Origin of the sequence: Sphingomonas sp. PP-F2F-A104-K0414 (genome assembly GCF_004340945.1) — a bacterium.
Taxonomy (GTDB): Bacteria; Pseudomonadota; Alphaproteobacteria; order Sphingomonadales; family Sphingomonadaceae; genus Sphingomonas.
On record NZ_SLYD01000009.1, the window covers coordinates 33,725 to 48,518 of the forward strand.

At 63.8% G+C, this 14,794-nt stretch carries 14 protein-coding genes and 1 pseudogene; 6 read left to right on the forward strand and 9 right to left on the reverse strand.

Going from position 1 to position 14,794, the window contains the following annotated elements:
* Positions 1–20: 20 nt before the first annotated feature.
* Together C8J46_RS18115 and C8J46_RS18120 are read right to left on the reverse strand one after the other, a co-directional pair.
* Positions 21–536 carry a ferritin-like domain-containing protein gene (locus C8J46_RS18115; protein WP_132742078.1) on the reverse strand — a complete coding sequence of 172 codons (516 nt, stop codon included), beginning with the start codon at positions 534–536 and terminating at the stop codon, positions 21–23.
* A gap of 107 nt (positions 537–643) precedes the next feature.
* Entirely contained in the window at positions 644–1,135 is a 492-nt protein-coding gene (locus tag C8J46_RS18120) for a nucleoside deaminase (protein ID WP_132742080.1), read from the reverse strand.
* 273 nt (positions 1,136–1,408) lie between these two features.
* Here C8J46_RS18120 and C8J46_RS18125 point away from each other — a divergent pair, with 273 nt between their 5' ends.
* Positions 1,409–2,218 carry a transglutaminase-like domain-containing protein gene (locus tag C8J46_RS18125; RefSeq protein ID WP_132742082.1) on the forward strand — a complete coding sequence of 270 codons (810 nt, stop codon included), beginning with the start codon at positions 1,409–1,411 and terminating at the stop codon, positions 2,216–2,218.
* 33 nt (positions 2,219–2,251) lie between these two features.
* Here the strand turns inward: C8J46_RS18125 and C8J46_RS18130 are convergent, their stop codons facing one another.
* From C8J46_RS18130 to C8J46_RS18150, 5 genes are all read right to left on the reverse strand, one after another.
* A complete protein-coding gene (locus tag C8J46_RS18130; protein WP_132742084.1) occupies positions 2,252–2,692 on the reverse strand; it encodes a hypothetical protein in 441 nt (146 codons plus the stop codon).
* Positions 2,693–2,694: 2 nt separating this feature from the next.
* A complete protein-coding gene (locus C8J46_RS18135; protein ID WP_243643498.1) occupies positions 2,695–2,937 on the reverse strand; it encodes a hypothetical protein in 243 nt (80 codons plus the stop codon).
* A gap of 44 nt (positions 2,938–2,981) precedes the next feature.
* The gene (locus C8J46_RS18140) at positions 2,982–6,245 is read right to left on the reverse strand and encodes an error-prone DNA polymerase (protein WP_132742088.1); all 3,264 of its coding nucleotides are present in this window, start codon (positions 6,243–6,245) and stop codon (positions 2,982–2,984) included.
* Entirely contained in the window at positions 6,242–7,783 is a 1,542-nt protein-coding gene (locus tag C8J46_RS18145) for a DNA polymerase Y family protein (protein WP_132742090.1), read from the reverse strand. Before C8J46_RS18145 ends, C8J46_RS18140 begins: the two co-directional genes overlap by 4 nt.
* Positions 7,784–7,946: 163 nt before the next feature.
* On the reverse strand, positions 7,947–8,708 hold the full coding sequence (locus tag C8J46_RS18150) for a protein ImuA (RefSeq protein ID WP_243643499.1): 762 nt from the start codon (positions 8,706–8,708) through the stop codon (positions 7,947–7,949).
* A 334-nt stretch (positions 8,709–9,042) separates the two neighbouring features.
* On the opposite strand from C8J46_RS18150, the gene C8J46_RS18155 reads away from it, so the two are divergent.
* Positions 9,043–9,780 (forward strand): hypothetical protein, encoded by a 738-nt coding sequence (locus C8J46_RS18155; protein ID WP_132742092.1) that lies wholly within the window; start codon positions 9,043–9,045, stop codon positions 9,778–9,780.
* 282 nt (positions 9,781–10,062) lie between these two features.
* Here C8J46_RS18155 and C8J46_RS18160 read toward each other — a convergent pair whose 3' ends face one another.
* Positions 10,063–10,245, reverse strand: a complete 183-nt coding sequence (locus C8J46_RS18160; RefSeq protein ID WP_132742094.1) for a hypothetical protein — start codon at positions 10,243–10,245, stop codon at positions 10,063–10,065.
* 340 nt (positions 10,246–10,585) lie between these two features.
* Here C8J46_RS18160 and C8J46_RS18165 point away from each other — a divergent pair, with 340 nt between their 5' ends.
* Positions 10,586–11,575: an SDR family oxidoreductase gene (locus C8J46_RS18165; protein ID WP_207894224.1), complete on the forward strand. Its 990-nt coding sequence runs from the start codon at positions 10,586–10,588 to the stop codon at positions 11,573–11,575.
* Between the two features lie 152 nt (positions 11,576–11,727).
* Here C8J46_RS18165 and C8J46_RS18170 read toward each other — a convergent pair whose 3' ends face one another.
* Positions 11,728–12,462 (reverse strand): SDR family oxidoreductase, encoded by a 735-nt coding sequence (locus C8J46_RS18170; RefSeq protein WP_132742096.1) that lies wholly within the window; start codon positions 12,460–12,462, stop codon positions 11,728–11,730.
* Positions 12,463–12,543: 81 nt separating this feature from the next.
* Here C8J46_RS18170 and C8J46_RS18175 point away from each other — a divergent pair, with 81 nt between their 5' ends.
* From C8J46_RS18175 to C8J46_RS18185, 3 genes and pseudogenes are all read left to right on the forward strand, one after another.
* Positions 12,544–12,948 (forward strand): helix-turn-helix domain-containing protein, encoded by a 405-nt coding sequence (locus C8J46_RS18175; RefSeq protein WP_132742098.1) that lies wholly within the window; start codon positions 12,544–12,546, stop codon positions 12,946–12,948.
* 124 nt (positions 12,949–13,072) lie between these two features.
* Positions 13,073–13,267: pseudogene (locus C8J46_RS21315) on the forward strand (hypothetical protein); the annotation flags it as partial.
* Between the two features lie 106 nt (positions 13,268–13,373).
* The gene (locus C8J46_RS18185) at positions 13,374–14,786 is read left to right on the forward strand and encodes a hypothetical protein (protein WP_132742100.1); all 1,413 of its coding nucleotides are present in this window, start codon (positions 13,374–13,376) and stop codon (positions 14,784–14,786) included.
* Positions 14,787–14,794 lie beyond the last annotated feature (8 nt).

Sequence of the window (14,794 nt, forward strand, 5' to 3'; positions counted from 1 at the left end):
GCCCCCCGACATCGAAACGCTTATGCGGTTACTGCTTCCGCCTTGGCGTTCACGCTCGACGTTGCCATCGCCGTCAGCTTGTCATCGGTCGCATATTCCTCGTCGAGCGTCTCTTTCAGGATCGCTGCGATATCGGCGCGGCCGAGCTGGTTCGCCCATGCGATCAGCGTACCGTACCGCGTGATCTCGTAATGCTCGACCGCCTGTGCCGACGCGATCAGCGCGGCGTCGAGCACCGCCTTGTCCTCGATCTCGCCAGCGACTTCGTTGGCTTCCTTGATGATGCCGTCGATCGCCGGGCAGGTCACTGCCTTTGCCTTCTCGCCGAGCAGGTCGAAGATGCTCTCGAGGCGCGTGATCTGCCCTTCCGTCTCACGCAGATGGGTTTCGAAACCCTGCTTCAGCGCTGGCGCGGTTGCCTTGTCGGCCATCTTCGGCAAGGCCTTGGTGATCTGGTTTTCCGCGTAATAAACGTCCTGCAGCTGATGCAGGAACAGGTCGTCGAACGTCACGATGTCTTTGGAAAACAGGCCCATGATAGTGTCCTCGCTGAGCGGATAACCGCGAAGCAAACTGCTTCGGCACCGCCGCAACGCGCCGACTCCGGGGTAAGTTTCGTTCGGTTTAGCGCAGCCGCAGCGCGCTATAGATTTGCCTGCTTGTCGACCGGCAGCTCTGCGTCCGGACCATAATAGAGCTTGGCGCAGTCGTCGCGAAGGCACCCTCCCTCGATGACGATGTCATCGCGGTAGGCGTCGCCGATGAACGTCAGCGTGTCGACGTGCTGCGCTTCGAAATACATTTCGTGGACATCGTCGCGGCCCGCCCCGTAAACGACGCGGCCGACCTTCGACCAGATCGATGCCATCGTGCACATGCCGCAGGGCTGCAGCGTAGAGTAGAGCGTCGCACCGCGCAGTTCCAATTCCCCGGTGTTTTCACACGCCCGCCGGATCGCCATCATCTCGGCATGCGCGGTCGCGTCCGGCAATTCCTTCGTCTGGTTGCGCTCGCCTGCGATAATCTTGCCATCGAGTACGATCACGCACCCCAGCGGCGAGGTCGAAGGATCGGAACCCTTCGATCGTGCGATCGCAATGGCTTCGCGCATCCAGCGTTCGTCATCCTGCGTCATCGTTTTGGCTCCCTGTCACGGTCGCATAACGCGCGATGCCCGAGCATGGATCACTCGGCAATGACATGGGTCGCATAGTTCGGCGACGCGGCGTGTCAGCAAGACTTGGCTGGAGGCCTTCGGGGCTAGGTTGGCTGTGCGTGGCTTGCGGATATGACGCCGAACGGATCGCCGCCTTTGGCCAAGGCGGATGAATGACAGGATGTTCGCCGAGCCCCCCCCCTGCTTTGCGATGTCATAGGAACGATCGGAAGAGTCCCCATCTAGTCCCTCATGGCAAATACCATTCTTCATCTCGGGCTGATGGAAGACGGCGAAATCGAGCTTGATCTGGCCGCCCTCGAACTTGCAGCGCTCGATCATCCCGGCGTCGACCTCGATGAATACATCGACGAGCTCACCGACATCGAAATAGCCCTGCGCGCCGCTGACGGCGATGCAGTAAGCAGTGTTGCTCAGGCCCAGGCCTTGAGCAGCGTGATGGTCGAAGAGTTTGGGTTCTCCGGCGACCGCGTACACTATGACGATCCGCAGAATGCGGACCTGATCGCGGTTGTCGATCGTCGGCTTGGCCTGCCGATCAGTCTCTCGATTATCTATGTGGCGATGGCACGACGTCTTGGATGGTCGGCGATCCCGCTCAATACCCCCGGCCACGTCCTGGTCCGTCTTGGCGACGCACCGGAACCGCTGATCATCGATCCCTTCAACGATGGTCGCATCGTTGCCCCTGAACAGGTGCAAGCCTTGCTGGAGCAGATGACTGGCCAGGCACGGTTTTCCGAGGGCATGCTTCCCCTGTCGAACCGATCGGCGCTCGTCCGACTGCTGCTCAATCAGGCAACCCGAGCCGAACAGGCCGGGGATCCCGTGCGTGCTTTGGTCCTGTACGACCGCATGACGATCGTGGCGCCTACGCATGCCCATGGTTGGTGGGAGCGCGCCAGACTTCAACTGGTCGCAGGTGATGTAGCCGGCGCCCGCAGCAGCCTGAGCGCGATGCTGGAAATCACCCGGGATGACGATCTGCGCCTGCAGGTATCGGCAGCGCTCGATGCCCTTCCCCGGCCAACGCCGTCATGACTATTGCGGTCGATCGACCCTTGCCGTGATGCCTTATGCTAAGCGCGTCCATCGGCGTTCATGCCAGGCCCGGGACTGAACCGCGTCTCCGAAACGCCAGAACCGGGTCTCGCGTGTGTGGGGACCTGCACGAACGAGCGTCCAGCATTCACCCGTCGGCAGTTCCACGATGCGGTGAATGTGCGCAGCGTCGACATGGTAGGTTTCGCCAGGGAGCCGGTGAACCAGTTCGCTGTGCCAACCGCTGCTCGGATCCAAGTGGAACACCTCTTCGACATAGCCGCCATCAAGGATCTCGGTGTCGAAGCTCCAGGGGTGATCATGCGGCGTCGCATGCGGCTCTTCCATCTTGAACCGGTGCAGCGCGCGTCCGTCATCCAGATGATATTTTGTGAACGCCCGCGACATCCGCTCGACGCTGACGATCCGCGTGCCGTCGGGAACGCGAGCAATGGCTGCTCGCGGTAATCTCATGCTCACGGTTCGGACACCTCTTCATAACAGCCGGCGCGACGCAGCTGGCGGACGATCCCGTTGAACGCCGCTGTCACACCCTGTGCCCTGCCGATCTCGTTCTCTTGGGCTGCGGCGTCCCAGTAGAGTGCGAGCGGCCAGCGTTCCGGGCAGTGCGGCAGCAGGCAGCGCAGCGCCAACCGGATCTCGACGACATCGACGCGAGCGTCCGAGCAGCGCGCCACCCCGCCCCGCAAGATATGCACCGATAGCGCGATGACAACGCGTTGATGACGGACAAGCTTGGCCATCAATGGAAGTCGTGAGATTTGAACTTCACGACAGCTTCCGGATCCATGCCGTCCGCATGGGGCGGCCAGTAGGAATTGCGAGGGTTCGGGCTCCAACCCTTGTCACCGCGGTCGGGGGAACCGGCATGCTTCGCACCGTCACCGCGGCCGGTCCGGTGCGGGAACGACATCTCGCCGACCCGGTGCATCAGATCGCCGTGGTCGATAATCCGATCGCAGATGACGTGGATGACCTCGCCCTCCTTCTGCACCCTGCCCTTCATGCCGATCATCGACGCGGACATCACAGTGCGGCGCTGCCGCTCGAACCGATCGGGCCACAGAATGCCGTTGGCGATCCCGGTCTCGTCTTCGATCGTGATGAATAGGACGCCCTTGGCAGACCCGGGCTTCTGGCGAACAAGGATGATGCCGGCGACCTCGACATGGCGTCCGTCGCGAATGGTCGCCAGGTCCGCACACTTGGTCACCCCACGGCGCGCCAGCTCGTCGCGCACGAAAGTCAGCGGATGTGCGCGCAGCGAGAGCTGCAGCGCCCGGTAGTCCTCGATAACCTCACGACCATCGGTCAGTGGGCGCAGTTCGACGTCGGGCTCGATCCCTTCCGCGCTGACGGCCTGGTCCGCGCGGTCGGCCGCGGCAAACAGCGGCAGCGGCGCTTCGCCGAGCCCCCTCACCTTCCACAGGCCCTGCCGACGATTGGCACCGAAGCTATGAAAGGCGTCGCCGTCGGCGAGCTTCTCGATCGCCGCGCGCTGGACGCCCGATCGTCGCCATACATCTTCCACGCTTTCGAACGCGGTCAGCTCGCGCGCACCGACGATCTTGGCGCCGTCCGCATTGGACAGACCGCGGATCTGCCGGAGTCCCAGCCGTACGGCGAGGTACCGCCCGCCATACGGCTCCAGCGTGCAGTCCCAACGGCTTGCGTTGACGCAAGGGGGGCGAACCACGACGCCATGCTCGCGCGCGTCGCGGACGATCTGGGCGGGTGCGTAGAAGCCCATTGGCTGCGCGTTCATCAGGCTCGCGCAGAACACGTCCGGGTGATGATGCTTCATCCACGACGATGCGTAGGAAATCTTGGCGAATGAGGCCGCGTGGCTCTCGGGAAAGCCGTAAGACCCGAAGCCCTCGAGCTGACGGAAGGTGCGTTCGGCGAACTCACGCGGGTAGCCGCGCTCGACCATGCCCCCGATGAGCTTTTCGCTGAAGTGCGACACGCCCCCTGTGAACTTGAACGTCGCCATGGCGCGGCGTAGCTGATCGGCTTCGGCCGGCGTAAAGCCGGCCCCGACGATCGCGACCTTCATGGCCTGTTCCTGAAACAGCGGCACGCCGAGCGTCTTTTCCAGCACCGCGCGTAGCTCTGGCCGCGGGTATTCCGGTTTCTCCAGCCCTTCACGCCGGCGTAGATACGGATGGACCATGTCGCCCTGGATCGGTCCCGGCCGTACGATCGCGACCTGGATGACGAGGTCGTAGAAGCGCCGCGGCTTCATGCGCGGCAGCATCGACATCTGCGCGCGGCTTTCGATCTGGAAGGTGCCGAGCGTGTCTGCCTTTGAGATCATCGCATAGACGTCGGGATCGTCGTCCTGCAGATCGGCGAGGCCAACGCGCAGCCCCTTGTCCGCCTCGAGCATATTGAAGGCGCGGTTCATGCATCCGAGCATGCCGAGACCCAGAACGTCGACCTTCATGAACTTCAGCGCATCGATGTCGTCTTTGTCCCATTCGATGATCTGCCGGTCTTCCATCGCGGCGGGTTCGATCGGGACCAGATCGTCGAGACGGTCATGGGTGAGCACGAAGCCGCCCGGGTGCTGCGACATATGGCGCGGTACGCCGATCAGCTTGCGGGCGAGCTCGAGCGACAGGCGCAGGCGACGATCGCCGATGTCGAGGTTCAGCTCATTGACCTGCTTTTCGCCAACGCCTTCGGCCGACCAGCCCCACACTTGCCCTGCCAATGACGAGGTCAGATCCTCGGGCAAGCCGAGCGCCTTGCCGACGTCGCGCACCGCGCCGCGCGCCCGGTAGCGTGTGACGACCGCGGTCAACGCCGAGTGGTTGCGGCCATAGGTTTCGTAGATCCACTGGATGATCTCTTCGCGGCGTTCATGCTCGAAATCGACGTCGATATCGGGCGGCTCGCGGCGCTCACCACTGACGAACCGCTCGAACAGCAACTCGTGCTTGATCGGGTCGATCGAGGTGACGCCTAGCACGAAGCAGACGCAGGAATTGGCAGCCGAACCGCGGCCCTGGCAGAGGATCCCGCGCCGGCGCGCCTCGCGGACGATCGCGTAGACGGTCAGGAAATACGGCGCATAGCCGAGCTCGCCGATCAGCCGCATCTCGTGGGCGATCTGCTCGGTATAGGCAGCCGGCACCGCGCCGTTGAACATCACGTCGACGGCGTCTTCCGCCAGCTTCTGCAAGGCTTCTTGCGCGGTCAGCCCGTCGATCAGCCGCTCATGTGGATACTGATAGGCCAGTTCACCCAGATCGAAGGTGCACAGACGCGCGATATCGACGCTCGCCCGCAGCGCATCGGGATACGCCTTGAACCGCCGGACCATCTCGTCGGGGGATTTGAGCGCACGGTCGGCATTGACCTCACGCCGGTAGCCGAGTTCGTCGACAGTGCATTTCTCGCGCACGGCCGTCACCACGTCCTGTAGCAGCCTTGCTTCGGGCGCGTGGTAGAGGACATCCCCCGTCACCACCGCACGAACGCCAGCGCCGCCTGCCTGCCGCGCCAGCGCGTCGATCCGCACGGCATCGTCCGGCCGGCGCCGCTGGAACAATGCCATATACCCGCGACGGCCATAGAGTGTCTTCAGGTCCGCGAGCGCTGCCAGATTATCCTCGTCTGCCTCGTGCGGCAGCAGGATGGCGATCATGCCCTCCGACCAGGGTTCGAGGTCATGCCAGTGGAGAAGACACCCGCCCTTCCCCGCCCGCTTCTTGCCCACTGTCAGCAGACGCGTCAGGCGCGACCAGGCGGGGCGGTTGGTCGGGTAGAGCAGCAACTGCCGGCCGCAGGACAGATTGACACGCGTGCCGGCGATCGAGCGTACGCCCGTCGCCTTCTGCGCTTCCCAGGCGCGCACCACACCCGCGACCGTGCCGATGTCGCTGACCCCGATCGACGGATAGCCGAGCAGCGCGGCAGCCGCGAACAGCTCCTCGGGGCTCGAGGCGCCGCGTAGCAGCGAGAAGTGCGTGAGGACCTGAAGTTCGACATAGTCGGTCATGCGAACACGCCGTGCATCCACCAGCTGAGATCGCCGGTGTCCTCGACGAACCCATCGCCACGCCGGAAGACCCAATAGCGACCGCCCGCGTCATCCTCGACCCGGTAATAGTCGCGCACCGCCCACACTTCCGCGTCACGGCGCCACCACTCACCGTGGATCCGCTCGGGGCCGTCGCCGGCAACCACCTTGTGCGGCCGACCGCGCCACTCGAACCGCCGGGGCGGCTGATCGGGCATGAGCGCTATGACACCCCATAGCGGTTCGGGCCTGGCCAACAGGCGCGTCGGTCGTCGCCATTTCGGCCAGCCCGCGGGCGCCACCACCGGGTCGGCACGCATGACGGCGCGCTCGGGCACGTGGCTTTCAACAGGGGCAATCCGGAACACGGCGTCAGCGCCGATGCGACCGGCAACGACGTCGACGAGACGGGCCGGATCACGCACGAGTACCTCACCGGCGAGAACCGCGCCAAGATCGACCGCGTCGAGCGGCTCTGTGTGCGGTGCCGCCAGATAGAATTGCTCGAGCCCCAGGCCCGGATCGATCCGCTCGATCCTGAGCTTCATGAGCCGCAAAAGGTGCGAGACCTCGCGCGTCGGGCGTGAGGTGCCGACGGCCACGACCTGCTCGGTGCCATCGACGCGTAGGCCAGCGAGCCGCAGCGATCGTACGCCGAGCCCTTTCGCGCGCAGCAGCTCGGCCATGTCACTGAGGAGATCCTCCATGACCTGCGCAATCGCGTCTGCGGTGACGATCGGTTCGAGCAGCCGGCGTTCGACGATCGGCATGACCTCGTCGGTGCGCGGCGTGATGGGTTCGGCGACCGCGCCGAGTGCCTGATCGAGCCGCGTGATTGCGGCCAGCCCGAGCCGGCGTGCCAAAGGCCCGCGCGCGACCGGTAGAAGATCGGCGACGCGTTCGAAGCCGAACTTGCGGGCGGCAACGAGCGCGGTGCCTGCCAGGCGCAAGGCCGCGACCGGTAGGCCGCTGAGCGCGTCGACCGTCCGCCCTGTGGGCACGATCGCGATGTCGGCAGGCCCGAACCGGGCAATAGCGTGTGCCGCGCCCGGTGTGTCTGCAACCGCCACGCGCGCGGTGAACCCGGCACGCTGGCAAAACGCGCGCAGACGCCGGCAGAACCGTTCTTCCCCGCCATGGAGATGCGCGCAGCCGGTCAGGTCGAGCCACAGCCCGTCGGGTGGTGTGGCGGCTGCGATCGGCGACCAGCGGCGCACCGCGCGTAGCGCGAGCTGATCCAGCATCGCGGCATCCGCCTCCGTCTCGGACGGTCGGATGTCGAGATCGGACACCAGCGCACGCGCATGGGTTGCGGCCATCCCGACCGTGATCCCCAATGCTGCCGCGCCATCGCAGGCGGCCACCACCTCTTCGCGCCGGCCGACCTTGCCCACCAGCGCGAGCGGCGCCCTGTGAAACGCGGCAACGGTCGCCGCGACCCTGTCGTGACTGTCGGCTTGCGCTGGTCCGTGAAACGGATGGTTCGCCGCCTCCGATCGTCGGCCAAGTTCACGCATGGGTGGTTTCGCATGCGCGGGCAGTGCTGCGATCTGACCTTCCACGTCTTGCCTGGTAGGCAGGTCGGCGCGGGCCCAGCGCGCACCCGGTCGCCACCCGCCGCCCCGCGGCACGGAACACGCACCGGGATCGTCGTCGACGGGAAGCTGAAGGGCTGGCCGCTCAGGCGGCCGCGTAGCGTGCCGGTCCAGCCGTCTCAGCCGCTCGATGGCCAAGTGCGGTAGGAACAGCGAGACAACCCGTCTCATCGCAGCCCTCCAAAATCATCGAAAATGCTTCGCCGCCACGCTGCCGTGCGACCTCGACCTGCCACCGCGATCGGCCGACGCCGGCGACACCCAGGCGCTCGGACGACGCACTGGCGATGCGCCAGCGCGTCCAGGCCGCCGACGGCTCGGCAAGCGGATCCTGGTCGCGATTACGTCGGCGCCGCAAGATCAGGACGGGAATATCGGCGTCGGCCGCGACCAGTTGCAGGCGCCGGGTCGCCACCATCGACATCCGGCTTACCTCGGCGATCACCGCCGACGGCGTTCCGTCGCGCACCGCGTCTTCGACGACGGCCAGCAAGGCTGCATCGTCACGGGGTTGTGCGTGGATCAAGTCGGCAGATGATAGCCCCGCCTGCTCCAAGCCCGGCGCATAGAGATCGTTGCGACAGCTCACCCACAGCACCGGTCCGCCTGTATGCGCCGCTTCTCGCGCCGCGATACCCGCCAGGAACAGCGTTGCTGCGGCATCGTCGACCATCGAACAGCTTTGCGCGGCGACCTCGTGCAGCGCGCCTGCGCGAAGCCCCCTGCTCGCGAGACGATCGTCGAGCGCAGGGAGACCGAACGGCATGATGCGGTGATCCACCACCGGCGTCGCGATTGTCCGCAGGTGGGCGATGGTTGTCGGCAGGGACTCGGGGGCGGTGATCATGATGTCTAGACTCTACCTGTTCTCCTTATGTTCCGTTACCGGAACCGTTTGGTCAAGCGTCAGACTCGAGACTCCTGTGGATAATGTCCCCCATGGACACGTGCCCAAGTGCGTTGGGGCACGCGCTGCGGCGCTAGACTAAGACCGCATGCGAGCACGAAGCCATGTTCGAGGCGGATCGGTAGCGAGATCAGCGCTTACGGCATGTTCAGCGAGGTTTGGGACGTCGTGTTCTTGCTATGTCCTACAGGCGTGAACTCGTGCATTCGACAGTCAGCTGAGTCGAAACGGATCGAATGCGATGGGCTTTTCAGGAATACATTGGCCGGAAAATTTGAACGACGAAGAAGCGCTGCAGCGTCTGCAAACGCTGTGCCTTGGCGCTTGCGATGGGATCCAGGATCTGGCGGACGACACGCGCTACAAGGCACTGCGCCGCGCACTGCTTGCCCGAACCGATCTGCGGCCTTTGGCACCCGCCTTCGTAGCGGCTCAGCCCAGCCTCGAGGCTTTCGTACGTCATGCGCGAGAAACCAAAGACCGCAACCTGCGCCGTGAGATGGTCCGTGAGCAGTTCAAGGCGCTTTGGGACGAGGTTCGAGGACCGGATTCTGTCAGTTCGGCGACGTGGACGGGGCGCCCTTCCCTGCGCGAGCAGGCCGCTGTCATTCACGCTCTAGCGCCTGTCGCCTTGGAAGCTGTGCAAAGGCTGATCGACGAAGAAGAGCTCGCGCGTGACAATGGTGGCCCCGTAGACGCCGATCGTGCCGTGGCGTTGCAGCAGCTGAAGGCGCTGCATCATGCTCTAGGCGATCTGATCGCGGCAATCGATCAGAGTCGCTCGCTCGAGCCAATCTTCGAGCGGCTTCGGCTTGTCCGCCAAGAGGCAAAGGTAGCGATCGGTAAGGCAACGGCCGCACTGCCGGTCACCACGTCGGCGTTGATCGCGTTCGGCAGCGTAGTCGGCATCGTCGAGTTTTTCGTCGGCAATGTCGTTGTCGCAGTCGCTGCCGGGGGTATCGCGGGCAACACGCTCAAGGACGCCATGCTCAAGAAGGAGGCAGCTGGCTGAGGATCAGGTCGTTCGACACCCTTCTTCCGCACAACAGCACTTCGTAGGAAAGCAGAATCCTAGCCGACACCGCGGCCCTATAACCGATCGTCAGCGAGAAGATGAGCTAGCCACCGACACCCGATAACGCAGACACATTAGTCCCGTCGATGAAGCCGTCACGGGTGAAATACGTCGGTGATGTGAAACGATCGCCCGGCGGGCAACGCCGGAAGAATGGAGGGGGGGACCTTCGACATACGTGTTGATCGGAAAACCACGTCAACTGTCCCCGTCCCCGATTCAATATAGGCCGCCTTCTTCCCTCTCCTCAGCGCCTTCCTTCTGCGCATCCTCGAGATCGTCCGACTTCTGTGCGTCGGGCGACAGCTTATCCTCAAGGCTATCTTCCGGACCGTTGTCGCTTTCCGGCAGTTCGTTAACGTCGGTTTCAAAACCCGGTTCTTCGTCCTGTGGGGCCGCCATGACTAATCTCCTTCAGCGAAGGTAACGATCAGAAGAGGCCACGGTTGCTACCCCTGGTCGTACGATGATGATGCCACGATGAAATGGAAGCAGGGACGGGTCGGACAGTCACGCGACCTTCTACGCATCCGATGCCAGGCACTAGTCCATACCACCCGTTCGGCGTTGCAAGCGCGTCTCTGAAGAGACGATTTCGCTCGCGGACGCCGATCCGGCTTGAAACGAAGCCCCCTTTGCAAACGCAGGCGCCTTGGAAGTAACAGGGCAGCATCACCAGCGAATTTGGAACAGAAGCAACTGCTTAGCGCTTGGGGCTGTGATCATTCCGGGAGCCATGACGATGACCGATACAACACGACGCACCTTCGTGACGGGGGCGGCCATTACCGCTGGTGCTATCGCCGCGACAGCTGCAAACGCCGCAACGCAAAGCGGTGGCAGTAACGCCGCGACGACACCGGCAGCTGCAGCGTATCCCAAGCCCCCCTACCCTGTGCAGCGCCAACCTTGGCCCGGTCTTGCGTCGAAGATGACACCGCGCCCGGATCACGGCGAGAAGAGCTACAAGGGCTCAGGCAAGCTGGCGGGCAAGAAGGCGCTGATAACCGGTGGAGACAGCGGCATCGGTCGCGCTGCGGCGATTGCGTATGCGCGCGAGGGAGCGGACGTCGCGATCAACTATTTGCCGGCCGAAGAACCCGACGCCCGCGAAGTCGTTGCGTTGATCCGGGCCGAGGGACGCAAGGCGGTCGCAATTCCAGGGGATCTGCGCGACGAGCGCTTTTGCCGCCGACTGGTGCAGCAAGCCAGCGAACAGCTCGGCGGGCTCGATATCCTGATCAACAATGCGGCCCGTCAGCAGACGCGTCCCGGTATCGCCGATATCTCGAACCAGGACTTCGACGATACGATGAAGACCAACGTCTACGCGCCGTTCTGGCTGACGAAGGCGGCACTCGAAAGGATGAGTGCGGGCGCGGTGATCGTAAACACGTCCTCCGAACAGGCAGGCAATCCATCGCCCGACATCGTCGACTATGCGCTGACCCGTGCCGCGGTGCTGAACTTCACCAAGAGCATGGCCAAGCAACTCGCCAGCCGCGGTATACGCGTCAACGCTGTTGCGCCTGGCCCGTTCTGGACTCCGCTGCAGGTCAGCGGCGGAGCGACGCCCGAAAAGCTACGCAGCTTCGGCGGCGACTCGCCGATGGCGCGAGCCGGCCAACCTGCCGAGATCGCGGCGCTCTACGTTGCCGCGGCCGATCCGGCCCTCAGCTACTCGACGGGTCAAATCTTCGGTTCCACCGGCGGGAACGGTCAGCCAGCGTAAATTCGGAGACCCGCTAGTCCGAACCGGGGCGAACATCGCACGCCCGGGTTCTGGCAGGTTTGACGGCGGAGAGTACATCTCGGGTCCAACCGCGTGAATTCGACAATCCCGTGTTCGAAGCCAGCGGACTCTTCGTCCGCTGGCTTCGTGCCTCAAATTTGAGCCAAGCCTCCATCGGTGAACAGCTCGCTGCCCGTCATGAAGCTGCTGTCCGACGATGCGAGAAACGCCGCTGCTGCCGCGACTTCGGATGGGTCGCCGACATGTCCGATCGGCGTGGTCGAGCCCATCTCGATCATCGCATCCCGACCGACGACCTCCGCTGCCAGTTCCGTGAGCGTCGGTCCAGGTGACAAGACATTGACGCGAATACCGGTACCACGCAGATCCTGTGCCCAGCTGCGCGCGAAGTTACGCACAGCAGCCTTCGAAGCGCTGTAGATGCTGAACGCCGGCGTTCCCATCACGCCGGTGGTCGAGCCGGTGAGGATGATCGAACCGCCCTGGCCCATCAGCTTCAAGCCCTTCTGCACCGTGAAGATCGTGCCCTTCACATTGATGTCGAAGGTCTCGTCGTAATGATCGGACGTGATCTCGGTGAGCGGCACGAGGGCGCCGGTCCCGGCGTTGGCAAACAGGATATCGAGCGTGCCGCGCTCATGCTTCACCGTATCGAACAGCCGGTCGAGATCGTCGGCATCGGTGACCGATCCTGCCACCGCCCTCGCATTCGCGCCGAGGGTGGCCAATGCCGCGTCCAGTTTCTCCTGTCTCCGGCCGAAGATGTAGACGAACGCCCCTTCCTCGATGAAGCGCTTGGCCGACGCCAGGCCGATGCCCGTGCCGCCGCCGGTGATGATCGCGGTCTTGCCTTCTAGTCGGTTCATACATGCCTCCAGTTTTGGTTGCATGCAGCTGGCGCCGGACCTACCTATCAGCAAGTATGCACCTTTTGGTAAGTATCAAATATGTTCGATGAGTCCCGACCGCCAATTACCGATGCTGCTCCCGTTGCCCCTGCCTTCACCTGTGGCCTCGACGCGACCCTCAAGATCATTTCCGGCAAATGGAAGCCGCTCATTCTGTATTTCCTGTTGCGCGGACCAACGCGCTACGGCGAGCTCAAGCGCGCCGTGCGAGACGTCAGCGACAAGGTGCTGATCCAGCATCTGAAGGAGCTGGAAGCAGACGGCGTTTTGCGCAGGAACGACTATAAGGAGGTGCCGCCACGCGTCGATTACACGCTGACGCAGCTTGGCCGGAGCCTCGCACAGGCGCTTGAGCCCTTATGCGTTTGGGGGACCGAGAACATGGCGGAGATGCAGGCGATCTTCGCTGAACGCGATAGCTGGGTTCGCCAGAAGCAGGCCTAGCCGCCTACGGCGGCATCTACATCTGCGCATCCTCGCATGGCTGTGGGCGATCGAGCACGCGCGCCCTGAACGCTGAGATGTCGGAGGTGCGCGCCCCTGTCCTCTCCGCACCTGTATCATCCTTTTGGGACCAAGGACCGCCTCATGCCCCCCGCGCACCCTCACCGATCCCGAACACCTGCCCGCCCTTGCTCAACGTTTCGCACTGGACCGTTCAGACGTCGGGTTGGGTGTGGGAGATCCGGCCCCGCGCATCTTGCTTGTCTACGGCTCCTTGCGGGAGCGGTCGTATTCCCGGCTGTGCGTCAAGGAGGCGTCCATGATGGACGCCCGTTCGAACAAAGGCGCGATTGACCTGCCGTCCACCCGGAATAAGCTGCTGCAACGAGGCGGCGGCATGCAGGCGCACTTGTGAGAGAAGCGAATTGAACACTTCGGACAGCTTCGACCTTCTGAGTGCAAGAACGGGCCGGGTCGCGGAGGCCGTGCTGATCATCTCGCCTTACGTCGAAGCGTCCTTCTTCCGGCACGTTGCCCGACAACTGCGTCCTAAATCCATACACGTCGTCATCGACGATGGCTGCAGACGGGAGGACCTCGAGACTGTCACCTCGGCGTTGCAGGAGGGGGGCCACAAGCGCCCGCCTCTGGTACGGCTTGGGTCGGCAAGGGGACTGGTACATCTGAAGCTGTTCTACATCCGCTGGCGCACTGACGGTGGACGCAAGGCTGCCTCGCTGGTCTTCGGGTCCGCAAACGCGACGCGGCAGGGCTTCGACGGCAACGTTAACGCGGAACTGCTTGCGGTTTGCGACCTGACGGCATCCGCCCACGCAGCCACGATCCAATGGTGCGAGAGCGTGATCGATGCTACCAAAGCGAAGGTACCGGTCGACGTACCTGGCGAGCGCCATGGCGTCATCGCCAAGGGAATGACGCTGCGACTGCCTGCCATCACTGTCGGACGCACCGTGTCGCAGGTCAGCGACTTCGACCTCTGGATTCAGCGGGGCCACCTTCTCTCCGAATACAAGGCCGATCCCTCCTTCCTCTTCGTTCCGATCCCCTTGGTGAAGCCCCTGCCGGCCGGCGAGCAGTCACGGGCGGCCTCCAGCGTAGGCTTCGATGTTAGGCCCACGCGCAGCATCCGCCATCGCTACATAGACGACGGCTCCGCGGAACATCGCGATCACGCCGCGGGAACGGAGCAGGGAAACTGGCGCCGGAAGCTGTTCACCCCGACGCAGCTTGGGGAGTGGTGCTCGCGCGAATGCTACCAGGCCCGCCGAAGCGAGTTTCTTCGAAAGGGACACGAGCGTCGCACCGAGGCTCTCCAGCACTTGCAGGAACTGGCATCGAAGAAACTTCGGAAGGCAGCGCGTCGCACGTTCGTCAACAAGGTCGCGGAGCTTTGGAAACTCCTGGGTGATCAGGCGCCCGACCATCTCCGCGGCTCGGACGAGCTAGATCGAGCGCACTACCGCGACACGTTCGACAGAAAGATCGCGCGTGATCTCGATCTTGCCGCCGACTCCGAGTTCCGGCGGCGATACGTGACCGGTTTCGAACTGGTCGAGGTGCCGCGGTTCCGGAACGACGTGGCCGGCTGGCGGTCGTTTGTGCACAGCCTCGCGCAGCAGCTGGCGCTAGACGAAGTCAAGGGCCGCAGCCAGTCCAAGCTCGTCCGCGCCATTCGAGAGGCGGTCGAGAAGGAGTGCGGGAACGCATCCGCGCTGCTGGAGCCGCGAGAACTGCTCGATCTGCTGAGAGGCATGATGCAGGGAGACGTTGAAAAAGTTGGGGCTGCACAAATGCTCTTACGGTATCACGAGGTTTGAGCCAGTGC